The following is a 17,826-nucleotide window of genomic DNA, read 5'->3' as shown; positions in this document are numbered from 1 at the left end:
CGACGCGCGCCTCACCCGACACCGGGAGGGCGGCGGCCGTGGGACTGCGGTGGTGGCTCAGGTTCCTCACCGGGTTCGCGGTGGTGTACGCCGTCCTGGCCGGGCTGGCCGGCCTCGACGCCACGGCCCGGCTCGGCCCGGCGGTCCTGGCCGGGGTGCTGGTGACGGCGGTGCTCGTCGAGCAGGTCCTCGACGGCGGGGGACCGGCGGTCGTCGCCGCGGCCACCACGGTCCCCCTGGCCTACCTCTACGAGACCGGCCGCACCACGGTGTGGGCACCCGCGCTCGTGCACACCGCCATCGACAGCTTCAAGCTGGTCGACGTCCCGGCGGAGGCGCAGCCGACGTCCTCCCTGACCCTCGCGGCGGTGGCGCTCCTCGTGCCCCTGCTGGCACTGGCCGTGCCCCGCCGGGTGCTCGCGGACCGGCGCCCGACCGGAGCGTCGAGCGCCACCGCCCGGCCCGACTGAGGCACCCGAGGGGGTGTCCAGATGGAGCCGACGGGAGCAGGCTCGACCGGGTGATGCCGGGACCCCACGGCGGGGGACCGGCCGGACGGCACGGCGGGAGGAACCGACATGGGACGGCGGAGCGTGCGCGGACCGGTGGAGGTACGGCGGGCGGTGCTGCTGCGGCGGCCGGTCGCCGCCCCGGCGGTGGCCATCGGACGGACGGCGATCGGGGCGACGGCGTTCGGCTCGTTCGCCGTCGGCGCCCTGGCGATGGGTGCAGTCGCGATCGGGATGGTGCGGATCGGCCGCCTCACGGTGCGCCGTGCGGAGATCACCGACCTGCGGGTGGGGGAGCTGTGGGTCGGTGGGCAGCGGGTACCGGCTCCGGGCCCGGCCATCGGGTGACCCGCCGGGCGCGGTGGTGCAACGCGCCGATGAGCACCAGCAGCGGCACGTGGATCACCGGCAGGTTCCGGGCGAACCACCTCGGCAGGTAGATGTCGGTGACCGAGCCACTGGCCGCCCCGGCCCGCTCGGCGAGGTCGGTCAGCGGGCAGCGGCACCCGTTCGCCGCGAAGACCAGGCACTCACCGACCACGACGGCCGCGGCGACGCCGGCCCGCCGGTCGGAGCGGCCACGGGCGCCGGACCACAGCAGGTACCCGACGCCGGACTCGACCGACGCCCAGGCGGCGGTGTGCACGGCCCGGATCAGCGCGAGCCCGTGGGGACGGCCGGGGAGTGAGGTGCGGCGAGGTCGCACGAGGGCGGCCGGACGCCACCGGTCCGGTCGCCGGGTGGTGGTCATGGTGTGTTCCTCCTGCCGGTCCGTCGTTCCGACGACCGTCCGCTGCGCCGTCCCCAGCGGCCAGAAGCTCCGGTCACGGGCCGGGAGGACCTTCGGCGCCCCCGCGGCGAGTAGCGTCCGCCCCGCGCTGCCGAGACGGCGGGAGGTCCTCCGATGACCCGGGCACCGCAGCAGACTCTCCGCACCGATGCCGCCGCGGTCGTCGTCCCGCTCCGGGACCTCGACGCGGGCTCGGTGCCCGTCGCGGGGGGCAAGGCCGCCAACCTGGGGGAGCTGCTCCGGGCCGGTTTCCCGGTGCCGGACGGCATCTGCCTGACCACCGCGGCGTACCGGGAGCTGGCCACGGCCGCCGGCCTGACCGACGTCCTCGACCGGCTCGCCGCGCTCGCCCCGGACGACGTCGATCGCTCGGCGGACCTGGCCCGGCAGGCGCGCGAGCGGATCTTGGCCACCCCGATGCCCCGGCGCACCGCCGACGCGGTCGCCGCCGCCTACCGGGCACTCGGCGAGCCGAGCGTGGCGGTCCGCTCCTCGGCCACGGCGGAGGACCTCCCGGCGGCCAGCTTCGCCGGGCAGCAGGACACCTACCTGGAGATCACCGGGGTGGACGCCGTGCTCGACGCCGTCCACCGGTGCTGGGCGTCCCTCTGGACCGACCGGGCCGTCCTGTACCGGGCCCGCAACGGGGTCGACTCCGCCCAGACCTGGCTGGCGGTCGTCGTGCAGGAGATGGTGGACGCCGCGGTGGCCGGCGTGCTCTTCACCGCGAACCCGGTGACCGGGCACCGCGGCGAGAGCGTGGTCGACGCGAGCCCCGGGCTCGGCGAGGCCGTGGTCAGCGGGGCGGTGGACCCCGACCACTTCGTGGTGCGGACCGGGACCGGCGCGGTCGTCGAGCGGCGGATCGGGGACGGGACCGGCCGGCCCGCCTGCCTGACCGACGAGCAGGTCGCCGAGCTGGTCCGGCTCGGCGGACGGGTGCAGCAGCACTTCGGGGCACCGCAGGACATCGAGTGGGCCTTCGACCGGGACGGCGGGTGCTGGCTCACCCAGGCCCGGCCGGTGACCACCCTCTTCCCGCTCCCCGACGGTGCGCCGCCGCCGGACGGGCTCCGGGTGTTCTTCTGCTTCAGCCTCGCCCAGGGGCTGACCCGCCCGTTGACCCCGCTGGGCATCGCGGCCATCCGGGTCGTCGCGTCCGGGGCCGGGCGGCTGTACGGGTACCCGCCGGCCGATCCGGTGGCCGGGCCGCCGGCGGTCCGGGCCGCCGCCGGCCGGCTGTTCTTCGACGTCACCCCGATGCTGCGGAGCACGCCGGGGCGGGCCATCGTCCCGCGCGTGCTCGACGTCATGGAGGCGCGCTCGGCGGTGGTGCTGCGCAGCCTGTTCGACGACCCCCGGCTGACCGTCGTCCAGCCGTCGTGGGTGCCGTTGGTGCGCCGGGTGGCCTCCGTCGCCGCCCGCTACGGCATCGTGCTGCGGGCGGCGCAGGCGCTGGTCAGCCCGGCGGCCGCGCACCGTCGCCTCGACCGTCTCGTCGCGGAGCTGCGGAGCCGCGCGCGGGCACCGCAGGTCGCCACCCCGGAACAGCGGTGGGACGACGTCGTGGCCACCCTGCTCGCCGCCGCTCCGCTGCTCCCGCGGGTGGCGCCACCGGCCGCGGCCGGGTTCGCGATGCTCGGGCTGGCCGCGAAGCTCCTCGGGCCCGACGCGCGGCCGGGTGACGTCCCGACCGTCCTGCGGGGCCTGCCGGCCAACGTGACCACCGAGATGGACCTCGACCTGTGGCGGCTCGCCACGACGGTCCGCGCCGACGAGGCCGCGGCGGAGGCGCTGCGCCAGGAGCCGGTCGCGGACCTCGCCGGGCGGTACCGGGTCGGCGCGCTCCCGCCGGTTCTGCAGCGCGGGCTGGCCGACTTCCTGGACCGGTACGGCCACCGGGCCGTCGCCGAGATCGACCTCGGGCTGCCCCGCTGGGCCGAGGACCCGGCCCACGTCCTCGGCGTGCTGGGCAACTACCTGAGGGTGGCGGAGCCGGACCGGGCCCCGGACGCGGTGTTCGCCCGGGCCGTCGCCGAGGCCGAGGCCATGGTCGCGACGCTGACCGGCCGGGCGCGGGGGCGCGGCCGGGTGCGGGGCGCCGTCGTCCGCTTCGCCCTGGACCGGGCCCGGCGGCTCGGCGGGTTGCGGGAGCTGCCGAAGTACTGCATCGTCCTGGTGCTCGCCCGGGCGCGGGGGCAGCTGCGGGTCCTCGGCGCGGAGCTGGCCGGCAGCGGTGTGCTCGACCGGCCGGAGGACGTGTCCTTCCTCGACCTCCGCGAGGTCAGGGACGGGCTGGGCGGCCGGGACCTGCGCGACGTCGTCCGGGAACGCCGGGCGGCCCACGACCGGGAGCTGGGCCGCCGGCGGGTCCCGCGCGTGCTGCTCAGCGACGGCACCGAGCCGGAGGACCGGGTGGCCCGGCCGCCGGCCGGAGACGGCGCGCTGGTCGGCACGGGCGCGTCGGCGGGGAGGGTGACCGCTCCGGCCCGCGTCGTGCTGGACCCCACGGGGGCGCACGTGGCGCCGGGGGAGGTCCTGGTGACGCCGTCCACCGATCCGGGCTGGACGCCGCTGTTCCTGACCGCCGGCGGGCTGGTCATGGAGATGGGCGGGGCCAACTCCCACGGGGCGGTGGTCGCCCGCGAGTACGGCATCCCGGCGGTCGTCGGCCTGCCCGGTGCCACCACCCGGATCACCACGGGGCAGCTGGTCACCGTGGACGGCACGGCCGGGATCGTCACCGTCGCGGAGCCCGGGGCGTAGCGGCACCGGCGCCGGGGACGACGGAGCCCCCACGGTCAGCGACCGTGGGGGCTCCGTAGCGCGATCAGATCGCGCGGACGTTCTCCGCCTGCGGGCCCTTCTGGCCCTGCGTGATGTCGAACTCGACGCGCTGCGCCTCGTCCAGCGAGCGGTAGCCGTTGCCGGAGATCGCCGAGAAGTGGCAGAAGACGTCGGCGCCGCCGCCGTCCTGCTCGATGAAGCCGAAGCCCTTCTCCGCGTTGAACCACTTCACAGTGCCCTGAGCCATGTCGTTCTCACTTCCGTGCTGTCGCGTCAGCACCGATGGACATCGGTCCTGGGTCGCCGTACCGACCGGCAGGACCGAGAGGAACGTCAGGCAGAGACGACTGCGGACGTTCGAGAACGAAGCAGAGGCACAACAGCGACCGCGTCCGACTGTACGGGGTCGACGCCCGATGTGGGGAAGACGGGGATCAGTGTCACCGTGTACCCCTCGAAGGAGGCTGTTCTGATGGACATCACCACCGTCAACGACCGGCACCTCTACCAGGCCCGGGTCGTGGTCGAGGACCCGGCGCACCCGTCCGGTCAGATCGAGCTGCTGGGGAGGGTCGTCCGGTTCGGCCCCGCCGGGTGGCTGACCGTGGTCGCGGAGCTCGCCGAGGACGCCGAGATCGAGCTCTACCCGACCGGCCGCATCCTGGCGGTCACCGATCTGCGGGAGGTCGGGACTGCCGCCCATCACCATCCGGGCCCGGGCGGCACGGGGTGAGCGACCCTCCTGGGCCCAGCGAATCCCCTTTCCTACCAGTTGAGTAGAGTTGGCCGGGCATGCCATCCGGAGCGGCCGAGAGACCTGGCTCGACGACGCCGCAGCAACCCCCCGCCCCGGCGGACGAGGGTGCTACTGCCAGGACCGATGGAGGAACGTCATGAGGCACGCCGGGCTGACCTGGGCTCGCCGGCACATCGACCTGTGCCGCACCGCCACCGCCCTGTGTCGCTGATCCCGACGCCGGCATCCCGGTAGCCGCCCCGCCCCGCGGGGCACCCACCTGCCGCGGGTCCGGCGCGTTCGACCCCGTCGCCGGTGCCGGAGCCGGCCCGCCCGGGTGGCCGACGTGCAGGTCAGCCGGCCGGCCGGAACGACCTGCGCTGCCCCGACCCAACCCCGGAACCGCTCACCTCGAGGACAACGAACCCCGTGATCGAACTGAACGACGTCCGCAAGGTCTTCCCTGCCCGGAGACGCGCCGGGGAGGTGGTCGCGGTCGACGGGGTGAGCCTGCGGGTGGAGGCCGGCGAGTTCGCCGGCGTGGTCGGTCCCAGCGGATCGGGCAAGAGCACGCTGGTGCGGCTGGTGAACATGCTGGAGCGGCCGACCTCGGGGTCGGTGACCGTGGACGGCCGGGTGCTCAGCGCGCTGCCCGACGACCAGGTCCGCGCGGCCCGCCGGTCCATCGGGATGGTCTTCCAGCACTTCGAGCTGCTGGACTCGCGGACCGCCGCGGGCAACGTCGAGCACCCGCTCGAGCTGGCCGGCGTCGGCCGGGCCGAGCGCCGCCGCCGGGCTGCCGAGCTGCTGGACCTGGTGGGGCTGGGGGAGCGGGCGGACGCCCATCCGGGGCAGCTGTCCGGCGGGCAGAAGCAGCGGGTGGCTATCGCCCGCGCGCTGGCCGGCCGCCCCACGGTGCTGCTCTGCGACGAGGCGACCTCCGCCCTGGACCAGGCCAGCACGACCAGCGTGCTGGAGCTGCTGCGCCGGGTCCGGGCCGAGTTCGGCCTCACCGTGCTGCTCATCACCCACGAGATGGCCGTGGTCAAGGCCGTGTGCGACAGCGCCGTGCTGCTCGAGAAGGGCCGGGTCCTCGACAGCGGCCGGCTGTCGGAGGTCCTGACCCGCGAGCACTCGCCGCTCGGTGACGCCCTGCTGCCCGCACCGCTCGCCGACGCCGGGGCCGGCCACGACGGGGTGCTCCTGCGGGTGACGGTCACCGACCGCACGCCCGAGACCCTCGTCCTGCAGACCCTCGTCGGTCAGCTCGGCCTCGCGGTGGAGGTCGCCGGCGGCTCGGTGGAGACCGTCACGGGTGGGAGGTACGGGCGGCTCCTGCTGCGCGCCGCGGGGGACCTGGAGCGGCTGGACGGCGCGGTGCGCCGGCTGCGCGACGACGGCGTCCTCATCGAGCGGGTCCCCGGCGACTCCGGTGCCGTCGCAGCGGCGGGGGCGGGTCGATGAGCGACTGGGGCCGCATCTATCCGCAGCTGGTCGAGGCCACCGGCGAGACGCTGTACATGGTGGGGGTCTCGGCCCTGCTCACCGTGCTGTTCGGCGTCCCGCTCGGGGTGCTGCTCACCGTCACCGCCCCCGGGGCGCTCGCGCCGCGGCCCGCGCTGTACCGGCTGCTGGGCTTGGTGGTGAACCTCGGCCGGTCCCTGCCGTTCATCATCCTGCTATTCCTGGTCGCGCCCGTGACCCGGGGCGTCGTCGGGACCACGATCGGCTCGACCGCGGCCATCGTGCCGCTGACGATCGGCGCCGTCCCCTTCCTCGCCCGGCTGGTCGAGTCCAGCCTCCGCGAGGTGACCCCCGGCAAGGTCGAGGCGGCGCTGTCCATGGGGGCCCGCCGCCGCGACGTCGTCCGCACCGTGCTGCTGCCGGAGGCGCGGCCCTCGCTGATCGCCGGGATCACCGTCACGGTGGTGGCCCTGATCAGCTACTCGGCGATGGCCGGAGCCGTCGGCGGCGGCGGGCTCGGGGACTTCGCGATCCGCTTCGGCTACCAGCAGTTCCGCACCGACGTCACCCTGCTGACCGTCGTGCTGCTGCTCGCCGTCGTCCAGGCCCTGCAGTGGGCCGGCGACCGCTGGGCGCGCCACGTGGCGCGCGCCTGACCGCCCGCACCGACCCCGATGGCCGTCCGGTCACCGTTCCGTCGCACCACCCGTGAAGGAGAACCACCACCATGCGCTCCCGCCTCCCCCTGATCCTGGCCGCGTCCGCGGCGACGGCCCTCCTCGCCGCCTGCGGCGGCGGGGACGCCGAGCTGTCCGGGGCCGACGAGCCGCTGCGAGTCGGTGCGTCCCCGGTCCCGCACGCCGAGATCCTGCGCTTCATCGACGAGAACCTGGCCGCCGACGCCGGCCTGGAGCTGGAGATCGTCGAGTTCACCGACTACGTGCAGCCCAACGTGGCCCTCGACGACGGCTCGCTGGACGCCAACTATTTCCAGACCGTGCCGTACCTGACGGAGCAGGAGACCAGCGCCGGGTACGACTTCACTCCGCTGGAGCCGGTGCACATCGAGCCCCTGGGCATCTACTCCAGCACGCTGACCGACCTCGCCGCCCTCCCCGACGGCGGGACCGTGGCGATCCCCAACGACCCCACCAACGCCGCGCGGGCGCTGCGGCTGCTGGAGGACAACGAGCTGATCACCCTCGCCGACACCGGGGACGCGGCGCCGACGTCGCTGGACATCGAGTTCAACCCGAAGGACCTGCAGATCTCCGAGGTGGAGGCCGCGCAGGTGCCCCGGTCGCTGGCCGACGTGGACATCGCGGTGATCAACGGCAACTACGCCATCGAGGCCGACCTCGTCCCGGCCGAGGACGCCCTGGCGCTGGAGGAGGCCGAGGGCAACCCCAACGCCAACCTGCTGGTGGTGCGCGCCGGCGACGAGGGCGACGAGCGGATCATCCAGCTGGAGGAGCTGCTGCACTCCGACGAGGTCCGCCAGTTCATCGAGGACGAGTACCAGGGCGCGGTCATCCCCGCCTTCTGACCCACGTCGCGCGCGGAGGGCCGGACGTCCGGCCCTCCGCGCCCGGGAACGCGTGGACACACCTGGCGTCGTGGACCACGTCGTGACCGGAGGCTCCGGACCGCCCGCCGCAGACCGGGCCGGTCAGCGGGACCGTCGGCCGGCCGCCCGCCGGGCCGCGCGGCGTCGCACGCTGCGCCGGACCCGCCGCACGTAGAAGGGCAGGAGCTCCCGACCGACCGGGATCCTGGCCGAGCGGACCGCAGCCTTCGACACCCGCTCCTGGACGGCGAAGCCGTTCGCGAGGATCCAGTACCGGTCCGCCGCGAGCACGGCCGGCGAGGGTGGTCGCATGGTCCGCTTCTGGAGATGGGCGAGGAGAGCGCTCCGGCGCACGACGACCCCGTCCTGGAGCCGGTACTCGCAGATCTCGCCGTCCTCCCAGGCGTAGCGACGCGGATCGCGTCCGGCCGGGTGCTCGGCCCGGGTGCGGTATCTCCGGAAGGAGAGGTCGAAGATGGTGTGCTCGTCCCAGACCCGGACGCCGAGGTCGCGCAGGACGTGGTGGATGCCCGCCATCTCGTCGAAGTACATGGCCGCGGGGTTCGACATCACCTCCCGGTAACTGACGCCGGCCACCTCGTGGCGGAACCACCCGGCCGCCTCGGCGGTGTTCCGGTACAGGGCGAAGTTGCCCTGGATGAGGACCTTGTCGGCCTCGAACGCCTCCGCCGGGAGGTGGTCACGGACCCGGCCGAAGAGCACGTCGAGGTCGCTGTGCCCCCAGAAGTCCCAGCCCCGCAGCTCGTCGGCGAACACCTCCCCGAACGCGGGACGGAAGTCGCACAGCTTGTAGGGGCGCTCGAGGGAGATCGGGAAGTCGAAGTGGCCCTGGATGCGCGCGGCCAGGTCGGTGAACTCCCACCGGCGCACGCTGACGTTGGGCGGTGCGTCCGGCACCGGTGCATCGGTGAGGAGCAGCCAGTGGACGTCCGGGTTCGCGGCCATGCTCTTCACGACGAGGGGCAGGTACGACGGCCGCGGACCGAAGTAGGGGACGACCAGCCGGATGGAGGGCGCGGTCACCGCCCCGGACGCCGTCCGATCTTCGACCCCAGCCAGGTGAGCGGGTCGTACCTGCGGTCCACCACCCGCTCCTTCAGCGGGATGATGCCGTTGTCGGTGAGGTGGATGCCCTCCGGGCACACCTCCGTACAGCACTTGGTGATGTTGCAGTAGCCGAGCCCGAACTCCTCCTGTGCCGCGGCCCGGCGGTCCTGCGCGTCCAGCGGGTGCATGTCCAGCTCGGCCAGCCGGATGAGGAACCGGGGTCCGGCGAAGACCTGCTTGTTCTCCTCGTGGTCCCGGACGACATGACAGGTGTCCTGGCACAGGAAGCACTCGATGCACTTGCGGAACTCCTGCGAGCGCTCGACGTCGACCTGCTGCATCCGGTGGTTGCCGTCCTCGTCCCGCGGCCGCGGGACGAAGGCGGGGACCTGCGCGGCCTTCGCGTAGTTGAAGGAGACGTCGGTGACCAGGTCGCGGATCACGGGGAACGTCCGCATCGGGGTCACGGTGACCGTCTCGTCCTCGGCGAAGGTGCTCATCCGGGTGAGGCACATCAGCCGCGGACGGCCGTTGACCTCCGCGCTGCACGACCCGCACTTGCCGGCCTTGCAGTTCCAGCGGACGGCGAGGTCGCCGGCCTGGGTCGCCTGCAGCCGGTGGATGACGTCGAGCACCACCTCGCCCTCGTTCACCGGCACGGTGTAGGTCTGCAGGTCACCGCCCGAGGCGTCTCCCCGCCAGACCCGGAACGTGGCGTCGTAGGTCATGAGATCTCCTCGAAGATCTCGGCCAGCTCGGGCGGCATCTGCGGCAGCGGCTCGCGGGCGATGCCCACGCCGTCCGGGCCGAGTGCGCACAGGACGTTGACCTTCGCCCACTCGGGATCGGCGGCCGGGAAGTCGTCGCGCGTGTGCCCGCCGCGGCTCTCTTCCCGCTCGAGCGCCGACCGGGCGATGCACTCGCTCACGAGGAGCATGTGCGGCAGGTCGAGGGCGAGGTGCCACCCGGGGTTGTACTGCCGGTGCCCCTCGACGGACAGGTCCGCCACCCGCTTCTTCAGCTCGGCGATGCGCTCCAGCGCCTGTTCCATCTCCGTGCGCGTGCGGATGATGCCGACGAGGTCGTGCATCGTCTCCTGCAGGTCGTGCTGGACTGCGTAGGGGTTCTCGCCACCCTCCCGGTCGAACGGTGCGAGCGCGGCGCGGGCCGCGTCGGCGACCGCGTCCTCGGGCACCCGGACCCGGGCTCCCGCCCGTGCGGCGTGCTCGCGGGCGGCCAGCCCCGCGCGCCGGCCGAACACGAGCAGGTCGGACAGCGAGTTGCCGCCCAGCCGGTTGGACCCGTGCATGCCACCGGCCACCTCGCCGGCCGCGAACAGGCCGGGCACGCGGGACGCCGCGGTGTCCGGGTCGACCTCCACACCACCCATCACGTAGTGGCAGGTGGGCCCGACCTCCATCGGTTCGGCGGTGATGTCGACGTCGGCCAGCTCCTTGAACTGGTGATACATCGACGGCAGCCGCTTGCGGACGTACTCCGCCGGCCGTCGCGAGGCGATGTCGAGGAAGACCCCGCCGTGCGGCGAGCCGCGGCCCGCCTTGACCTCGCTGTTGATCGCCCGGGCGACCTCGTCGCGGGGGAGCAGCTCGGGCGGGCGCCGGTTGTTCTTCTTGTCGGTGTACCAGCGGTCGGCCTCGTCCTCGGTCTCCGCGGTCTCCTTGCGGAAGAAGTCGGGGATGTAGTCGAACATGAACCGGTTGCCCGCGGAGTTGGTCAGGATCCCGCCGTCCCCGCGGACGCTCTCGGTGACCAGGATCCCGCGCACCGACGGCGGCCACACCATCCCGGTCGGGTGGAACTGGACGAACTCCATGTTGACCAGCGAGGCACCGGCCTGGAGGGCGAGCGAGTGGCCGTCGCCCGTGTACTCCCAGGAGTTCGAGGTGACCTTGTAGGTCTTGCCGATCCCGCCGGTGGCCAGGACGACCGACGGCGCCTGCCAGAGGACGAAGCGCCCGGACTCGCGCCAGTACCCGAAGGCGCCGCTGATCGCGCCCTCGTCGTCCGTGAGCAGCCGGGTGACCGTGCACTCCATGTACACGTCGACCCCGAGCGCGACGGTGCGCTGCTGCAGCGTGCGGATCAGCTCCAGGCCGGTCCGGTCACCGACATGGGCGAGCCGGGCGTAGCGGTGACCCCCGAAGTCGCGCTGGCTGATCAGCCCGTCCGCCGTGCGGTCGAACAGCGCGCCCCAGTCCTCCAGCTCGCTGACCCGCTCCGGCGCCTCCTGCGCGTGCAGCTGCGCCATCCGCCAGGAGTTGAGCATCTTCCCGCCGCGCATCGTGTCGCGGAAGTGCACCCGCCAGTTGTCCTCGGGGTAGAGGTTGCCCATCGCCGCGGCGATGCCGCCCTCGGCCATGACCGTGTGCGCCTTGCCGAGCAGGGACTTGCACACGACGGCGGTGCGTGCCCCCGCCTCGTGCGCCTCGATCGCCGCCCGCAGCCCGGCGCCGCCCGCCCCGACGACGACGACGTCGTAGTCGTGTCGCTCCAGCTCCACCATCAGAAGAACCTCACGTCCACGATCACGTCGGCGGCCAGCAGGAAGACGTAGAGATCGGCGAGCGCGACGCTGAACATGGACACCCAGGCGTACTGCATGTGCCGGGCGTTCAACCTCGAGACGAACGTCCAGAACCGGTAGCGCACCGGGTGCCGGGAGAAGTGGTTGAGCCGCCCGCCGACGATGTGCCGGCAGGAGTGGCAGGACAGCGAGTACAGGAAGAGCAGCACCGCGTTGACCAGCAGGACCAGCGTGCCGAGGCCCATGTGGCCCCACGCGCCGGTCTCATCGCGGAAGGCCAGGACCGCGTCGTAGAAGAGGACCACGTTGATGACCAGCGCCGCGTACAGGAAGTACCGGTGCACGTTCTGGAAGACCAGCGGGAACCGCGTCTCGCCGGAGTACCCCCGGTGCGGCTCGGCCACGGCACACGCCGGCGGGGACAGCCAGAAGGACCGGTAGTAGGCCTTGCGGTAGTAGTAGCAGGTCAGCCGGATGCCCAGCGGGAAGACCAGGATGTAGATCGCCGGGGAGATCCAGGTGGGCCCGGTGAACAGCTCCGGGAACGTGTCCCCCTCGCACCGGGTCGACAGGCACGGTGAGTAGAACGGCGAGATGTAGGGCTCGGCGAAGTAGTACGCGTTCTGGAACGCCCGGAAGGTCGCGTAGACGACGAACGCCACCAGCGCGACCGCCGTGATCAGGGGCTGCACCCACCAGCGGTCGGTGCGCAGCGTCCGGGCCGCGATCGCCGCCCGTCCGGAGTCGCCGGTTCCGCGTCCCGGCGCGGCGGTCCCGGCCCCGCGCGGCGCGGTGGTGGTCACCGTCCCGTGCGGCCGGCCCCGCCGAAGCCCTCGTCGTCGCCGTCACCGTAGACGCCCGCGAAGGGCTCGTACGCCGAGTACGACGGCTGGCCGGCCATCAGGTCCAGGTCGTCGCGGACCCGGCCGATGTCGCCCCTCAGCCGCCGGGCGTCCACGGTTTCCCCGACGTGCTTCGTGACCGATGCGCACGCCCGTTCCAGGGCGTCGAGCGCCTGCCGAGCCGTCGCCACGTCCTGCTCCAGCGACATCGCTGCCTCCAGATCGCTGCTGGCGCCTCCGGGGAGGTGAGGACCGCAGTCGACCACGGACCTGCGGCCGGGGGAAAGGGCCTTGGTCCCGGCACTTCAGCGGCGGGTGGACCCGCCGCCCGGTCGCCTGCCCCAGCGGAACCAGGCCAGCGGACCGAACCAGTTGACCGCGATGACCATCGCCCACCGGGCCTTGCTGCCGTTCACCTCGGAGGCCGGGCGGGCGGCGAGGTCCTTCCACGCCGCGGCCGCCAGACACCACTGCAGCAGGCCCACGGCGAGGAGCCCGGCGCGCTGCCGGGGCGTCAGGTCCTGCCATCGACGCGATCGCATGCCCCGAGCCTGGCAGACCGGGGGTCCCGGCCGGCGGGCCTGCGGACCGGGGAGTGTGCATCAGCCCGCGGCGACCGGACTCCGGTTCCCGAGGTCGGCGTGCGGCCGGGCGGCATCGAGGTCACGGTGGACGGCATCGGGCGTTCCTCGCCCTCGCGGTGGCGTTGTCGGTGAGTCCCGGGCCGGACGACGTCCTCGTCGTGCGCAGTTCGCTCCTCGGCGGCCGCCGGCTGGGCCTGGCCACCGTGGCGGGCGTGGCGTCGGGCTCCCTCGCGTGGGGCGTCGCCACCGCGGTGGGTCTCGCGACGGTCGTCGCCCGGTCGCCCCCGCTAGCCGCGCACGGCACCCCGCCCGCGGCTCCGCGATCCGCAGCCTCGATCATGTCCGGGGTCGTGGCGAGGAACGGGAGTGGCGATCGTGCGGTCGAGCCAGCCGGGTGCTGCCGGACAGCGGATGGCGGGGTCTCCCCGCGCATGATGGACGCCCTGCCCGCCGGGTTCCTCCCGGACGGACTCACCGGGACCACGCTCGTGCTGGTGCTCCTCGCCGCCCTGGCGGCGGGCTGGATCGACGCCGTCGTCGGCGGCGGAGGACTGCTGCAGCTACCCGCGCTGCTGCTGGTGCCGGGGTTCAGCCCGGTGCAGGCGCTGGCCACCAACAAGCTGGCCTCGATCTTCGGGACGACGACGAGTGCCGTCACCTACTACCGCCGGGTCCACCCCGACCTGCGGACCGCCCTGCCGATGGCCGGGGTCGCGTTGCTGGGCAGCTTCGGCGGGGCCTCCGTCGCGTCGCTGCTGCCGGCCACGGTGTTCAAGCCGATCATCGTCGTGGCGCTCGTGTGCATCGCGGCGTTCACCCTGCTCCGGCCGACGCTGGGCGCGGTGACGGCGCTGCGCCACAGCGGCCGCACGCACCACGGGGTCGCCGGCCTGCTCGGCGCCGCGATCGGGTTCTACGACGGGATCCTCGGCCCGGGGACGGGGTCGTTCCTGGTCTTCGCGATGGTCTCCTCGCTCGGCTACGACTTCCTGTCCGCGAGCGCCAAGGCCAAGATCGTCAACGTCGCCACCAACCTCGGTGCGCTGCTCTTCTTCGCGCCGCACGGGGCGGTCCTCTGGGGGCTCGGCCTGCTCCTGGGCGCGGCCAACATGATCGGCGGCTACCTCGGCTCCCGGATGGCGACCGCCCGGGGGAGCGGCTTCGTCCGCGCGGCCTTCCTCGTGGTGGTGACAGCGCTGATCGTCCGGGTCGGCTGGGACGTCTGGACGGAGAACCTCCGGCCGCTCCTCGGCTGACTGTGGTCACGGATCCCGGGGGGCGACCTGCGCGAAGAAGCCGGTGAGCTCGGCGACGAACGCTCCCGGGTCCTCGGCGGCGAGGAAGTGGCCTCCGCGGGTCCGGATCCGGTAGCTGCGCAGATCGGCGTAGCTGCGCTCCAGCCACGACCGGGGCGGGGCCGGGTGCTCCTCGCGCGGGGCCACCACTCCGGCCGGTACCGGGACCGGCCCCCCGCCGGCGTCCGCGGCGGCGTACGACCGCATCGACGTGGTCATGCTCCGGGTGACCCAGTACAGCGTCGTGACGGTCAGGAGGAAGTCCGCGTCGAACTGCAGGCGTCCGTCGGGGCGGGGATCGGTCCAGCTCAGGAACTTGTCCGCGATCCAGGCGAGCAGGCCCAGCGGCGAGTCGTCGAGCGCCAGCCCCAGGGTCTGCGGGCGGGTCGCGGCGATGTGCCCGTAGCCGCGTTCGGCCTCCCGCCACGCCGCCAGGCTCTCCAGGTACCGGCGCTCGTCCGGGCCGAGGGAGGCGCCGTCCGGCACCGGCGGCTCCAGCCACTCGCTGACGTGGATCGCCCGCACGGTGCCGGGATGACGGCACGCCATCCGGCTGACGATCGATCCGCCGAAGTCATCGCCGTGGGCGAGGAACCGGTCGTAGCCCAGGACGTCCGTCATCAGCCGCGTGAAGAGGTCGCCGTCCGCGTCCTCCGACCCGTCCCTCAGCCGCCCGGCGTCCGAGAAGCCGTAGCCGGGACGGGTCGGCACCACCACGTCGAACCCCGGACCGGGCGGCGCGGCGGTCGGCAGCGGGACGACCCGGGCGTACTCGACGAAGCTCGAGGGCCAGCCGTGCACCGGCAGCAGCGGGCGGGGCGGGACGCTCGCGCTGCGCGCATGGACCACGTGCAGCCGCATCCCGTCCACCTCGAGGAGGTGCTGGGGCAGGTCGTTCAGCTGCCGCTCCTGGCGGCGCCAGTCGAAGTCCGACCGCCACCGTTCCCACAGCCGGTGGACGTGGCGGAGGCGGTCGCCGTCCTCGCGGCCGACGACCAGCAGGTGGTCGGGCCAGCGGGCGTGGTCCAGCCGCGCGCGGAGGTCGGCCAGGGTCTCGTCGGGGACGTCGATGCGGAACCGGGACGACGTGGTCACCATTCTGGGCACCTCCACGGTGCGGTTCAGGTGGTCGTCGAGGGTCGGGACCCGGTCTCCAGCGGCGTGCGTCCTGTCCGAGCGTTGCAGGGTCGCGGACTCCGGGGAACGGGTCCGGCCCCACCCGTCCTCACGGCAGCGGCAGGTCCGTGGCGGTGAGGAGGACGTCCTGGCAGCCGTACTCGTCCATCAGCCGGGCGGTGGCCAACCGCTGCCGGGACAGCTCCACGGGTCCCTGCCGGCTCAGCGCGTAGCACCGGTAGCCGTCGGTGGCGCACAGCCCGGCCAGCACGGCGCGCAGCTGCACCGTCCCCGGCAGCACCTCGACGAACAGCGTCGGCCGCGTGGCCCGCAGGTGCTCCCGCATCGCGGCGAGCAGGACGTGCTCCTGTCCCTCGACGTCCATCTTGACCAGGTCCACGCCGTCCAGCAGCCGCCGGACGTCGACGGCGGGCACGTCGAGCGCGACCGGGACGTCCCGCCTCATGTCGGCGGGCAGCTCGGTGTCCACGGCCAGGAACGCGACCGTCGGCGTCGCCGCCTGGTCGGCCGGGACGTGCAGGCGCACCGACGGGACGGCGGGGTCCGCGACCGCGGCGGCCTCGACGACCTCCACGTTGGTCACCCCGTTGAGGGCGAGGTGGGTCCGGCAGACCCCGGCGGAGACCGGGTGCGGCTCCACGGCGACGTAGCGGACGCCGGGCGCGGCACGGCCGCCCTGCACCGCGAAGTACCCGACGTTCGTCCCCAGCTCGAGCACCGACCGGGAGCTCCGGCAGTACGCGCGCCACCACGGCAGCAGCTCGGGCTCCCAGCCCTGCGCGCCGCACCAGTAGAGCTGCTCCAGGACCTGCGAGTCGACGGCGACGAACTCCAGGTCCGGGTCGTCGCCCAGCCGGAAGGTCGACACTGCGCGGGGGATCCCGCCGCGGAACAGCACGCGCAGCACCGCCCGGCGGACCCGGGACGGGGGAGTGCCCCGGGTCAGCGCGCGCCGCAGCGCGTCGGCGACGGGCACCGGCAGCGGGCCGACCACCGCGCGGGCGAGCCGCCGGCCGAGCGGCCGGTCGGCGCCGCGGATCACGCCGGGTTCACAGCGGGGCCGTGTAGCCGCCGAACGCGTCCGGGGACTCCCAGATCCGCACGCCCAGCGTCGCCCCGGGCAGCCGGCCCAGCGCGGCCGCGAGCTCGTCGTGCAGCCACCGGGCGAACACCTCGACCGTCACCGCCTCGGCGTCCGCCGGCCGGATGACCTCGAGGTCCGCGCCGTCGACCCGGGCGGCGGCGTTCCGCAGCGCCGCGTCCAGCACGTCGAGGTTCACCACCATGCCGCGGTCGTCCAGGTCGTCCCGGCGGACGACGACGTCGAGCCGGTAGTCGTGGGAGTGCCGCTCCCCCTCGGGGGGCGGCATGCCCGGCATCACGTGGAAGGCGCGGACGCCGAGCGCGGTCCCGGTCTCGTACACGGCGCTATTGATAGCGCAGCGCGACGTGGACCACACCCGGTTCGCGGGCGTCCAGCGCCCGGTAGGCCGCGGCCGCCTGCTCGAACGCGAACTCCGTGGTGGCCAGCGCGGTCAGCGGCAGCTCGCCGAGCAGCCCGACGGCGACCTGCCGGCGGCGGCCGACGTCCCACCGGGCGCCGAGCGCGGCGGGGACGGTGGACACCTGGCTGCCGCGGATGGTGAGCCGCCGGCGGTGGAACGCGCCCCCGAGCGGGAGCCCGACCTGCTGGACGCCGTACCAGGACCCGACCAGCGCCGTCCCCTCGTGGGCCAGCAGGTCCAGCGCCCCGGCGAGCGCGGTGGGGGAGCCGGACAGCTCGAGCAGCAGCGGCACCCCGGCGGACGGCAGGTGCCGCGGCAGCTCCGCCGGTTCCACGGCGAGGATGCCCAGCGGGCGTGCCAGCTCCCGGCGGTCCGCCGACGGATCGGCCGCGATGACCGTCGCGCCGGCCCGCTGCAGCAGCAGGGTCGTGAGCACGCCGACGACGCCCAGCCCGAGCACGACGACGGTCTCCTGCGCCACCTGGCCGGCGTCCAGGCTCAGCTGCAGCGCGGTCTCGACGAAGGGCAGCAGGGTGGCCAGCCGCGGGTCGGTGCCGCGGGGGAGCGGGACGACGTCGCCCGCGCCGACCACGAGCCGGTCCTGGTGCGGGTGGAAGGCGAAGACCAGCGTCCCCGGCGGCAGCACGCCGGCCGGCCCCTCGACCTCCCCCACGCAGCTGTAGCCGTACGGGAACGGCGGGCGGAAGGTGCCCCCCAGCGCGCCGATCCGCTCGTCGAGCGGGAGGTCCGGGTCCAGCAGTCCCCGGTAGGCGAGCAGCTCGGTGCCGGTGCTGATCCCCGAGTACCGCGTGCGGACCAGCAGCTCGCCCGGGCCGGGACCGGGCAGGTCCACCGGCGCGAGCTCGACCCGTCCAGGGGCGACGAACAGCAGTCGGAGGGCCCGCACGCCGGCTCACCCCCAGGTCCCGTTCCCCACTCGTCCCCCTCGCGCGACGGTAGCGTGGCCGGACGGATCGACGCGGCAGCGAGGAGTCGG

Annotated in this window: 21 protein-coding genes and 1 riboswitch; of the genes, 9 read left to right on the top strand and 12 right to left on the bottom strand. The window is 74.2% G+C overall.

What is annotated here, in order from left to right; all coding sequences use genetic code 11:
* The first annotated feature begins 38 nt into the window (after positions 1 to 38).
* Complete coding sequence (locus HK417_RS02975; RefSeq protein ID WP_222263137.1) at positions 39 to 470, top strand: hypothetical protein; 432 nt, start codon at positions 39 to 41, stop codon at positions 468 to 470.
* 108 nt (positions 471 to 578) lie between these two features.
* The gene (locus tag HK417_RS02970; RefSeq protein ID WP_222263135.1) at positions 579 to 857 is read left to right on the top strand and encodes a hypothetical protein; all 279 of its coding nucleotides are present in this window, start codon (positions 579 to 581) and stop codon (positions 855 to 857) included.
* Here the strand turns inward: HK417_RS02970 and HK417_RS02965 are convergent.
* Positions 784 to 1,260, bottom strand: a complete 477-nt coding sequence (locus tag HK417_RS02965; protein WP_222263134.1) for a hypothetical protein — start codon at positions 1,258 to 1,260, stop codon at positions 784 to 786. The genes HK417_RS02970 and HK417_RS02965 overlap by 74 nt on opposite strands.
* Before the next feature lie 153 nt (positions 1,261 to 1,413).
* Between HK417_RS02965 and HK417_RS02960 the strand changes: the two genes are divergently transcribed.
* The gene (locus HK417_RS02960) at positions 1,414 to 4,065 is read left to right on the top strand and encodes a PEP/pyruvate-binding domain-containing protein (RefSeq protein ID WP_222263131.1); all 2,652 of its coding nucleotides are present in this window, start codon (positions 1,414 to 1,416) and stop codon (positions 4,063 to 4,065) included.
* A 64-nt stretch (positions 4,066 to 4,129) separates the two neighbouring features.
* Here the strand turns inward: HK417_RS02960 and HK417_RS02955 are convergent, their stop codons facing one another.
* On the bottom strand, positions 4,130 to 4,333 hold the full coding sequence (locus HK417_RS02955; RefSeq protein WP_222263130.1) for a cold-shock protein: 204 nt from the start codon (positions 4,331 to 4,333) through the stop codon (positions 4,130 to 4,132).
* Positions 4,334 to 4,558: 225 nt separating this feature from the next.
* Between HK417_RS02955 and HK417_RS02950 the strand changes: the two genes are divergently transcribed.
* The 5 genes from HK417_RS02950 to HK417_RS02935 all read left to right on the top strand — a co-directional run bounded on the left by HK417_RS02950 (position 4,559) and on the right by HK417_RS02935 (position 7,832).
* The gene (locus tag HK417_RS02950; RefSeq protein WP_222263129.1) at positions 4,559 to 4,819 is read left to right on the top strand and encodes a hypothetical protein; all 261 of its coding nucleotides are present in this window, start codon (positions 4,559 to 4,561) and stop codon (positions 4,817 to 4,819) included.
* 59 nt (positions 4,820 to 4,878) lie between these two features.
* A riboswitch (SAM riboswitch) is annotated at positions 4,879 to 4,973 on the top strand.
* Positions 4,974 to 4,979: 6 nt separating this feature from the next.
* A complete protein-coding gene (locus HK417_RS26875) occupies positions 4,980 to 5,054 on the top strand; it encodes a putative leader peptide (protein ID WP_368858512.1) in 75 nt (24 codons plus the stop codon).
* A 197-nt stretch (positions 5,055 to 5,251) separates the two neighbouring features.
* On the top strand, positions 5,252 to 6,286 hold the full coding sequence (locus tag HK417_RS02945; RefSeq protein WP_222263127.1) for a methionine ABC transporter ATP-binding protein: 1,035 nt from the start codon (positions 5,252 to 5,254) through the stop codon (positions 6,284 to 6,286).
* Positions 6,283 to 6,942 (top strand): methionine ABC transporter permease, encoded by a 660-nt coding sequence (locus HK417_RS02940; RefSeq protein WP_222263125.1) that lies wholly within the window; start codon positions 6,283 to 6,285, stop codon positions 6,940 to 6,942. The genes HK417_RS02945 and HK417_RS02940 overlap by 4 nt, the downstream gene beginning before the upstream one ends.
* A 71-nt stretch (positions 6,943 to 7,013) precedes the next feature.
* Positions 7,014 to 7,832 (top strand): MetQ/NlpA family ABC transporter substrate-binding protein, encoded by an 819-nt coding sequence (locus tag HK417_RS02935; protein WP_222263123.1) that lies wholly within the window; start codon positions 7,014 to 7,016, stop codon positions 7,830 to 7,832.
* A 123-nt stretch (positions 7,833 to 7,955) separates the two neighbouring features.
* Here HK417_RS02935 and HK417_RS02930 read toward each other — a convergent pair whose 3' ends face one another.
* The 6 genes from HK417_RS02930 to HK417_RS02905 form a co-directional block, all read right to left on the bottom strand.
* Positions 7,956 to 8,897, bottom strand: coding sequence for a DUF6625 family protein (locus tag HK417_RS02930; RefSeq protein ID WP_222263121.1), 942 nt, complete (start codon positions 8,895 to 8,897; stop codon positions 7,956 to 7,958).
* Complete coding sequence (locus HK417_RS02925; RefSeq protein ID WP_222263119.1) at positions 8,894 to 9,649, bottom strand: succinate dehydrogenase/fumarate reductase iron-sulfur subunit; 756 nt, start codon at positions 9,647 to 9,649, stop codon at positions 8,894 to 8,896. Before HK417_RS02925 ends, HK417_RS02930 begins: the two co-directional genes overlap by 4 nt.
* A complete protein-coding gene (locus tag HK417_RS02920; RefSeq protein WP_261325736.1) occupies positions 9,646 to 11,445 on the bottom strand; it encodes a fumarate reductase/succinate dehydrogenase flavoprotein subunit in 1,800 nt (599 codons plus the stop codon). Before HK417_RS02920 ends, HK417_RS02925 begins: the two co-directional genes overlap by 4 nt.
* Positions 11,445 to 12,269 carry a hypothetical protein gene (locus HK417_RS02915; protein WP_222263117.1) on the bottom strand — a complete coding sequence of 275 codons (825 nt, stop codon included), beginning with the start codon at positions 12,267 to 12,269 and terminating at the stop codon, positions 11,445 to 11,447. Before HK417_RS02915 ends, HK417_RS02920 begins: the two co-directional genes overlap by 1 nt.
* A complete protein-coding gene (locus HK417_RS02910) occupies positions 12,266 to 12,517 on the bottom strand; it encodes a hypothetical protein (RefSeq protein ID WP_222263115.1) in 252 nt (83 codons plus the stop codon). The genes HK417_RS02915 and HK417_RS02910 overlap by 4 nt, the downstream gene beginning before the upstream one ends.
* 96 nt (positions 12,518 to 12,613) lie before the next feature.
* The gene (locus HK417_RS02905; RefSeq protein WP_222263113.1) at positions 12,614 to 12,850 is read right to left on the bottom strand and encodes a PLDc N-terminal domain-containing protein; all 237 of its coding nucleotides are present in this window, start codon (positions 12,848 to 12,850) and stop codon (positions 12,614 to 12,616) included.
* A 170-nt stretch (positions 12,851 to 13,020) separates the two neighbouring features.
* Between HK417_RS02905 and HK417_RS02900 the strand changes: the two genes are divergently transcribed.
* Complete coding sequence (locus tag HK417_RS02900) at positions 13,021 to 14,148, top strand: TSUP family transporter (protein WP_222263111.1); 1,128 nt, start codon at positions 13,021 to 13,023, stop codon at positions 14,146 to 14,148.
* Positions 14,149 to 14,154: 6 nt separating this feature from the next.
* Here HK417_RS02900 and HK417_RS02895 read toward each other — a convergent pair whose 3' ends face one another.
* The 4 genes from HK417_RS02895 to HK417_RS26320 all read right to left on the bottom strand — a co-directional run bounded on the left by HK417_RS02895 (position 14,155) and on the right by HK417_RS26320 (position 17,736).
* Complete coding sequence (locus HK417_RS02895) at positions 14,155 to 15,285, bottom strand: epoxide hydrolase family protein (protein WP_222263109.1); 1,131 nt, start codon at positions 15,283 to 15,285, stop codon at positions 14,155 to 14,157.
* 127 nt (positions 15,286 to 15,412) lie between these two features.
* Positions 15,413 to 16,366 carry an FkbM family methyltransferase gene (locus HK417_RS02890; RefSeq protein ID WP_222263107.1) on the bottom strand — a complete coding sequence of 318 codons (954 nt, stop codon included), beginning with the start codon at positions 16,364 to 16,366 and terminating at the stop codon, positions 15,413 to 15,415.
* A 7-nt stretch (positions 16,367 to 16,373) separates the two neighbouring features.
* On the bottom strand, positions 16,374 to 16,748 hold the full coding sequence (locus HK417_RS02885; protein ID WP_222263105.1) for a 6-pyruvoyl trahydropterin synthase family protein: 375 nt from the start codon (positions 16,746 to 16,748) through the stop codon (positions 16,374 to 16,376).
* Between the two features lie 4 nt (positions 16,749 to 16,752).
* On the bottom strand, positions 16,753 to 17,736 hold the full coding sequence (locus HK417_RS26320) for a zinc-binding dehydrogenase (protein ID WP_222263103.1): 984 nt from the start codon (positions 17,734 to 17,736) through the stop codon (positions 16,753 to 16,755).
* Positions 17,737 to 17,826 lie beyond the last annotated feature (90 nt).

The organism is Modestobacter marinus (assembly GCF_019799945.1).
GTDB classification, from domain to species: domain Bacteria; phylum Actinomycetota; class Actinomycetes; order Mycobacteriales; family Geodermatophilaceae; genus Modestobacter; species Modestobacter marinus_B.
The sequence above is the reverse complement of the archived record's forward strand: the minus strand, read 5'-3'. Positions and strand labels throughout refer to the sequence as shown.

What these genes read in the sequence shown, in the direction of transcription:
- HK417_RS02935 (WP_222263123.1), top strand. Translation starts at nt 7,014, where the DNA reads ATGCGCTCCCGCCTCCCCCTGATCCTGGCCGCGTCCGCGGCGACGGCC.
- HK417_RS02940 (WP_222263125.1), top strand. Translation starts at nt 6,283, where the DNA reads ATGAGCGACTGGGGCCGCATCTATCCGCAGCTGGTCGAGGCCACCGGC.
- HK417_RS02910 (WP_222263115.1), bottom strand. Translation starts at nt 12,517, where the DNA reads ATGTCGCTGGAGCAGGACGTGGCGACGGCTCGGCAGGCGCTCGACGCC.
- HK417_RS02920 (WP_261325736.1), bottom strand. Translation starts at nt 11,445, where the DNA reads ATGGTGGAGCTGGAGCGACACGACTACGACGTCGTCGTCGTCGGGGCG.
- HK417_RS02905 (WP_222263113.1), bottom strand. Translation starts at nt 12,850, where the DNA reads ATGCGATCGCGTCGATGGCAGGACCTGACGCCCCGGCAGCGCGCCGGG.
- HK417_RS02970 (WP_222263135.1), top strand. Translation starts at nt 579, where the DNA reads ATGGGACGGCGGAGCGTGCGCGGACCGGTGGAGGTACGGCGGGCGGTG.
- HK417_RS02955 (WP_222263130.1), bottom strand. Translation starts at nt 4,333, where the DNA reads ATGGCTCAGGGCACTGTGAAGTGGTTCAACGCGGAGAAGGGCTTCGGC.
- HK417_RS02950 (WP_222263129.1), top strand. Translation starts at nt 4,559, where the DNA reads ATGGACATCACCACCGTCAACGACCGGCACCTCTACCAGGCCCGGGTC.
- HK417_RS02960 (WP_222263131.1), top strand. Translation starts at nt 1,414, where the DNA reads ATGACCCGGGCACCGCAGCAGACTCTCCGCACCGATGCCGCCGCGGTC.
- HK417_RS02965 (WP_222263134.1), bottom strand. Translation starts at nt 1,260, where the DNA reads ATGACCACCACCCGGCGACCGGACCGGTGGCGTCCGGCCGCCCTCGTG.
- HK417_RS02895 (WP_222263109.1), bottom strand. Translation starts at nt 15,285, where the DNA reads ATGGTGACCACGTCGTCCCGGTTCCGCATCGACGTCCCCGACGAGACC.
- HK417_RS02925 (WP_222263119.1), bottom strand. Translation starts at nt 9,649, where the DNA reads ATGACCTACGACGCCACGTTCCGGGTCTGGCGGGGAGACGCCTCGGGC.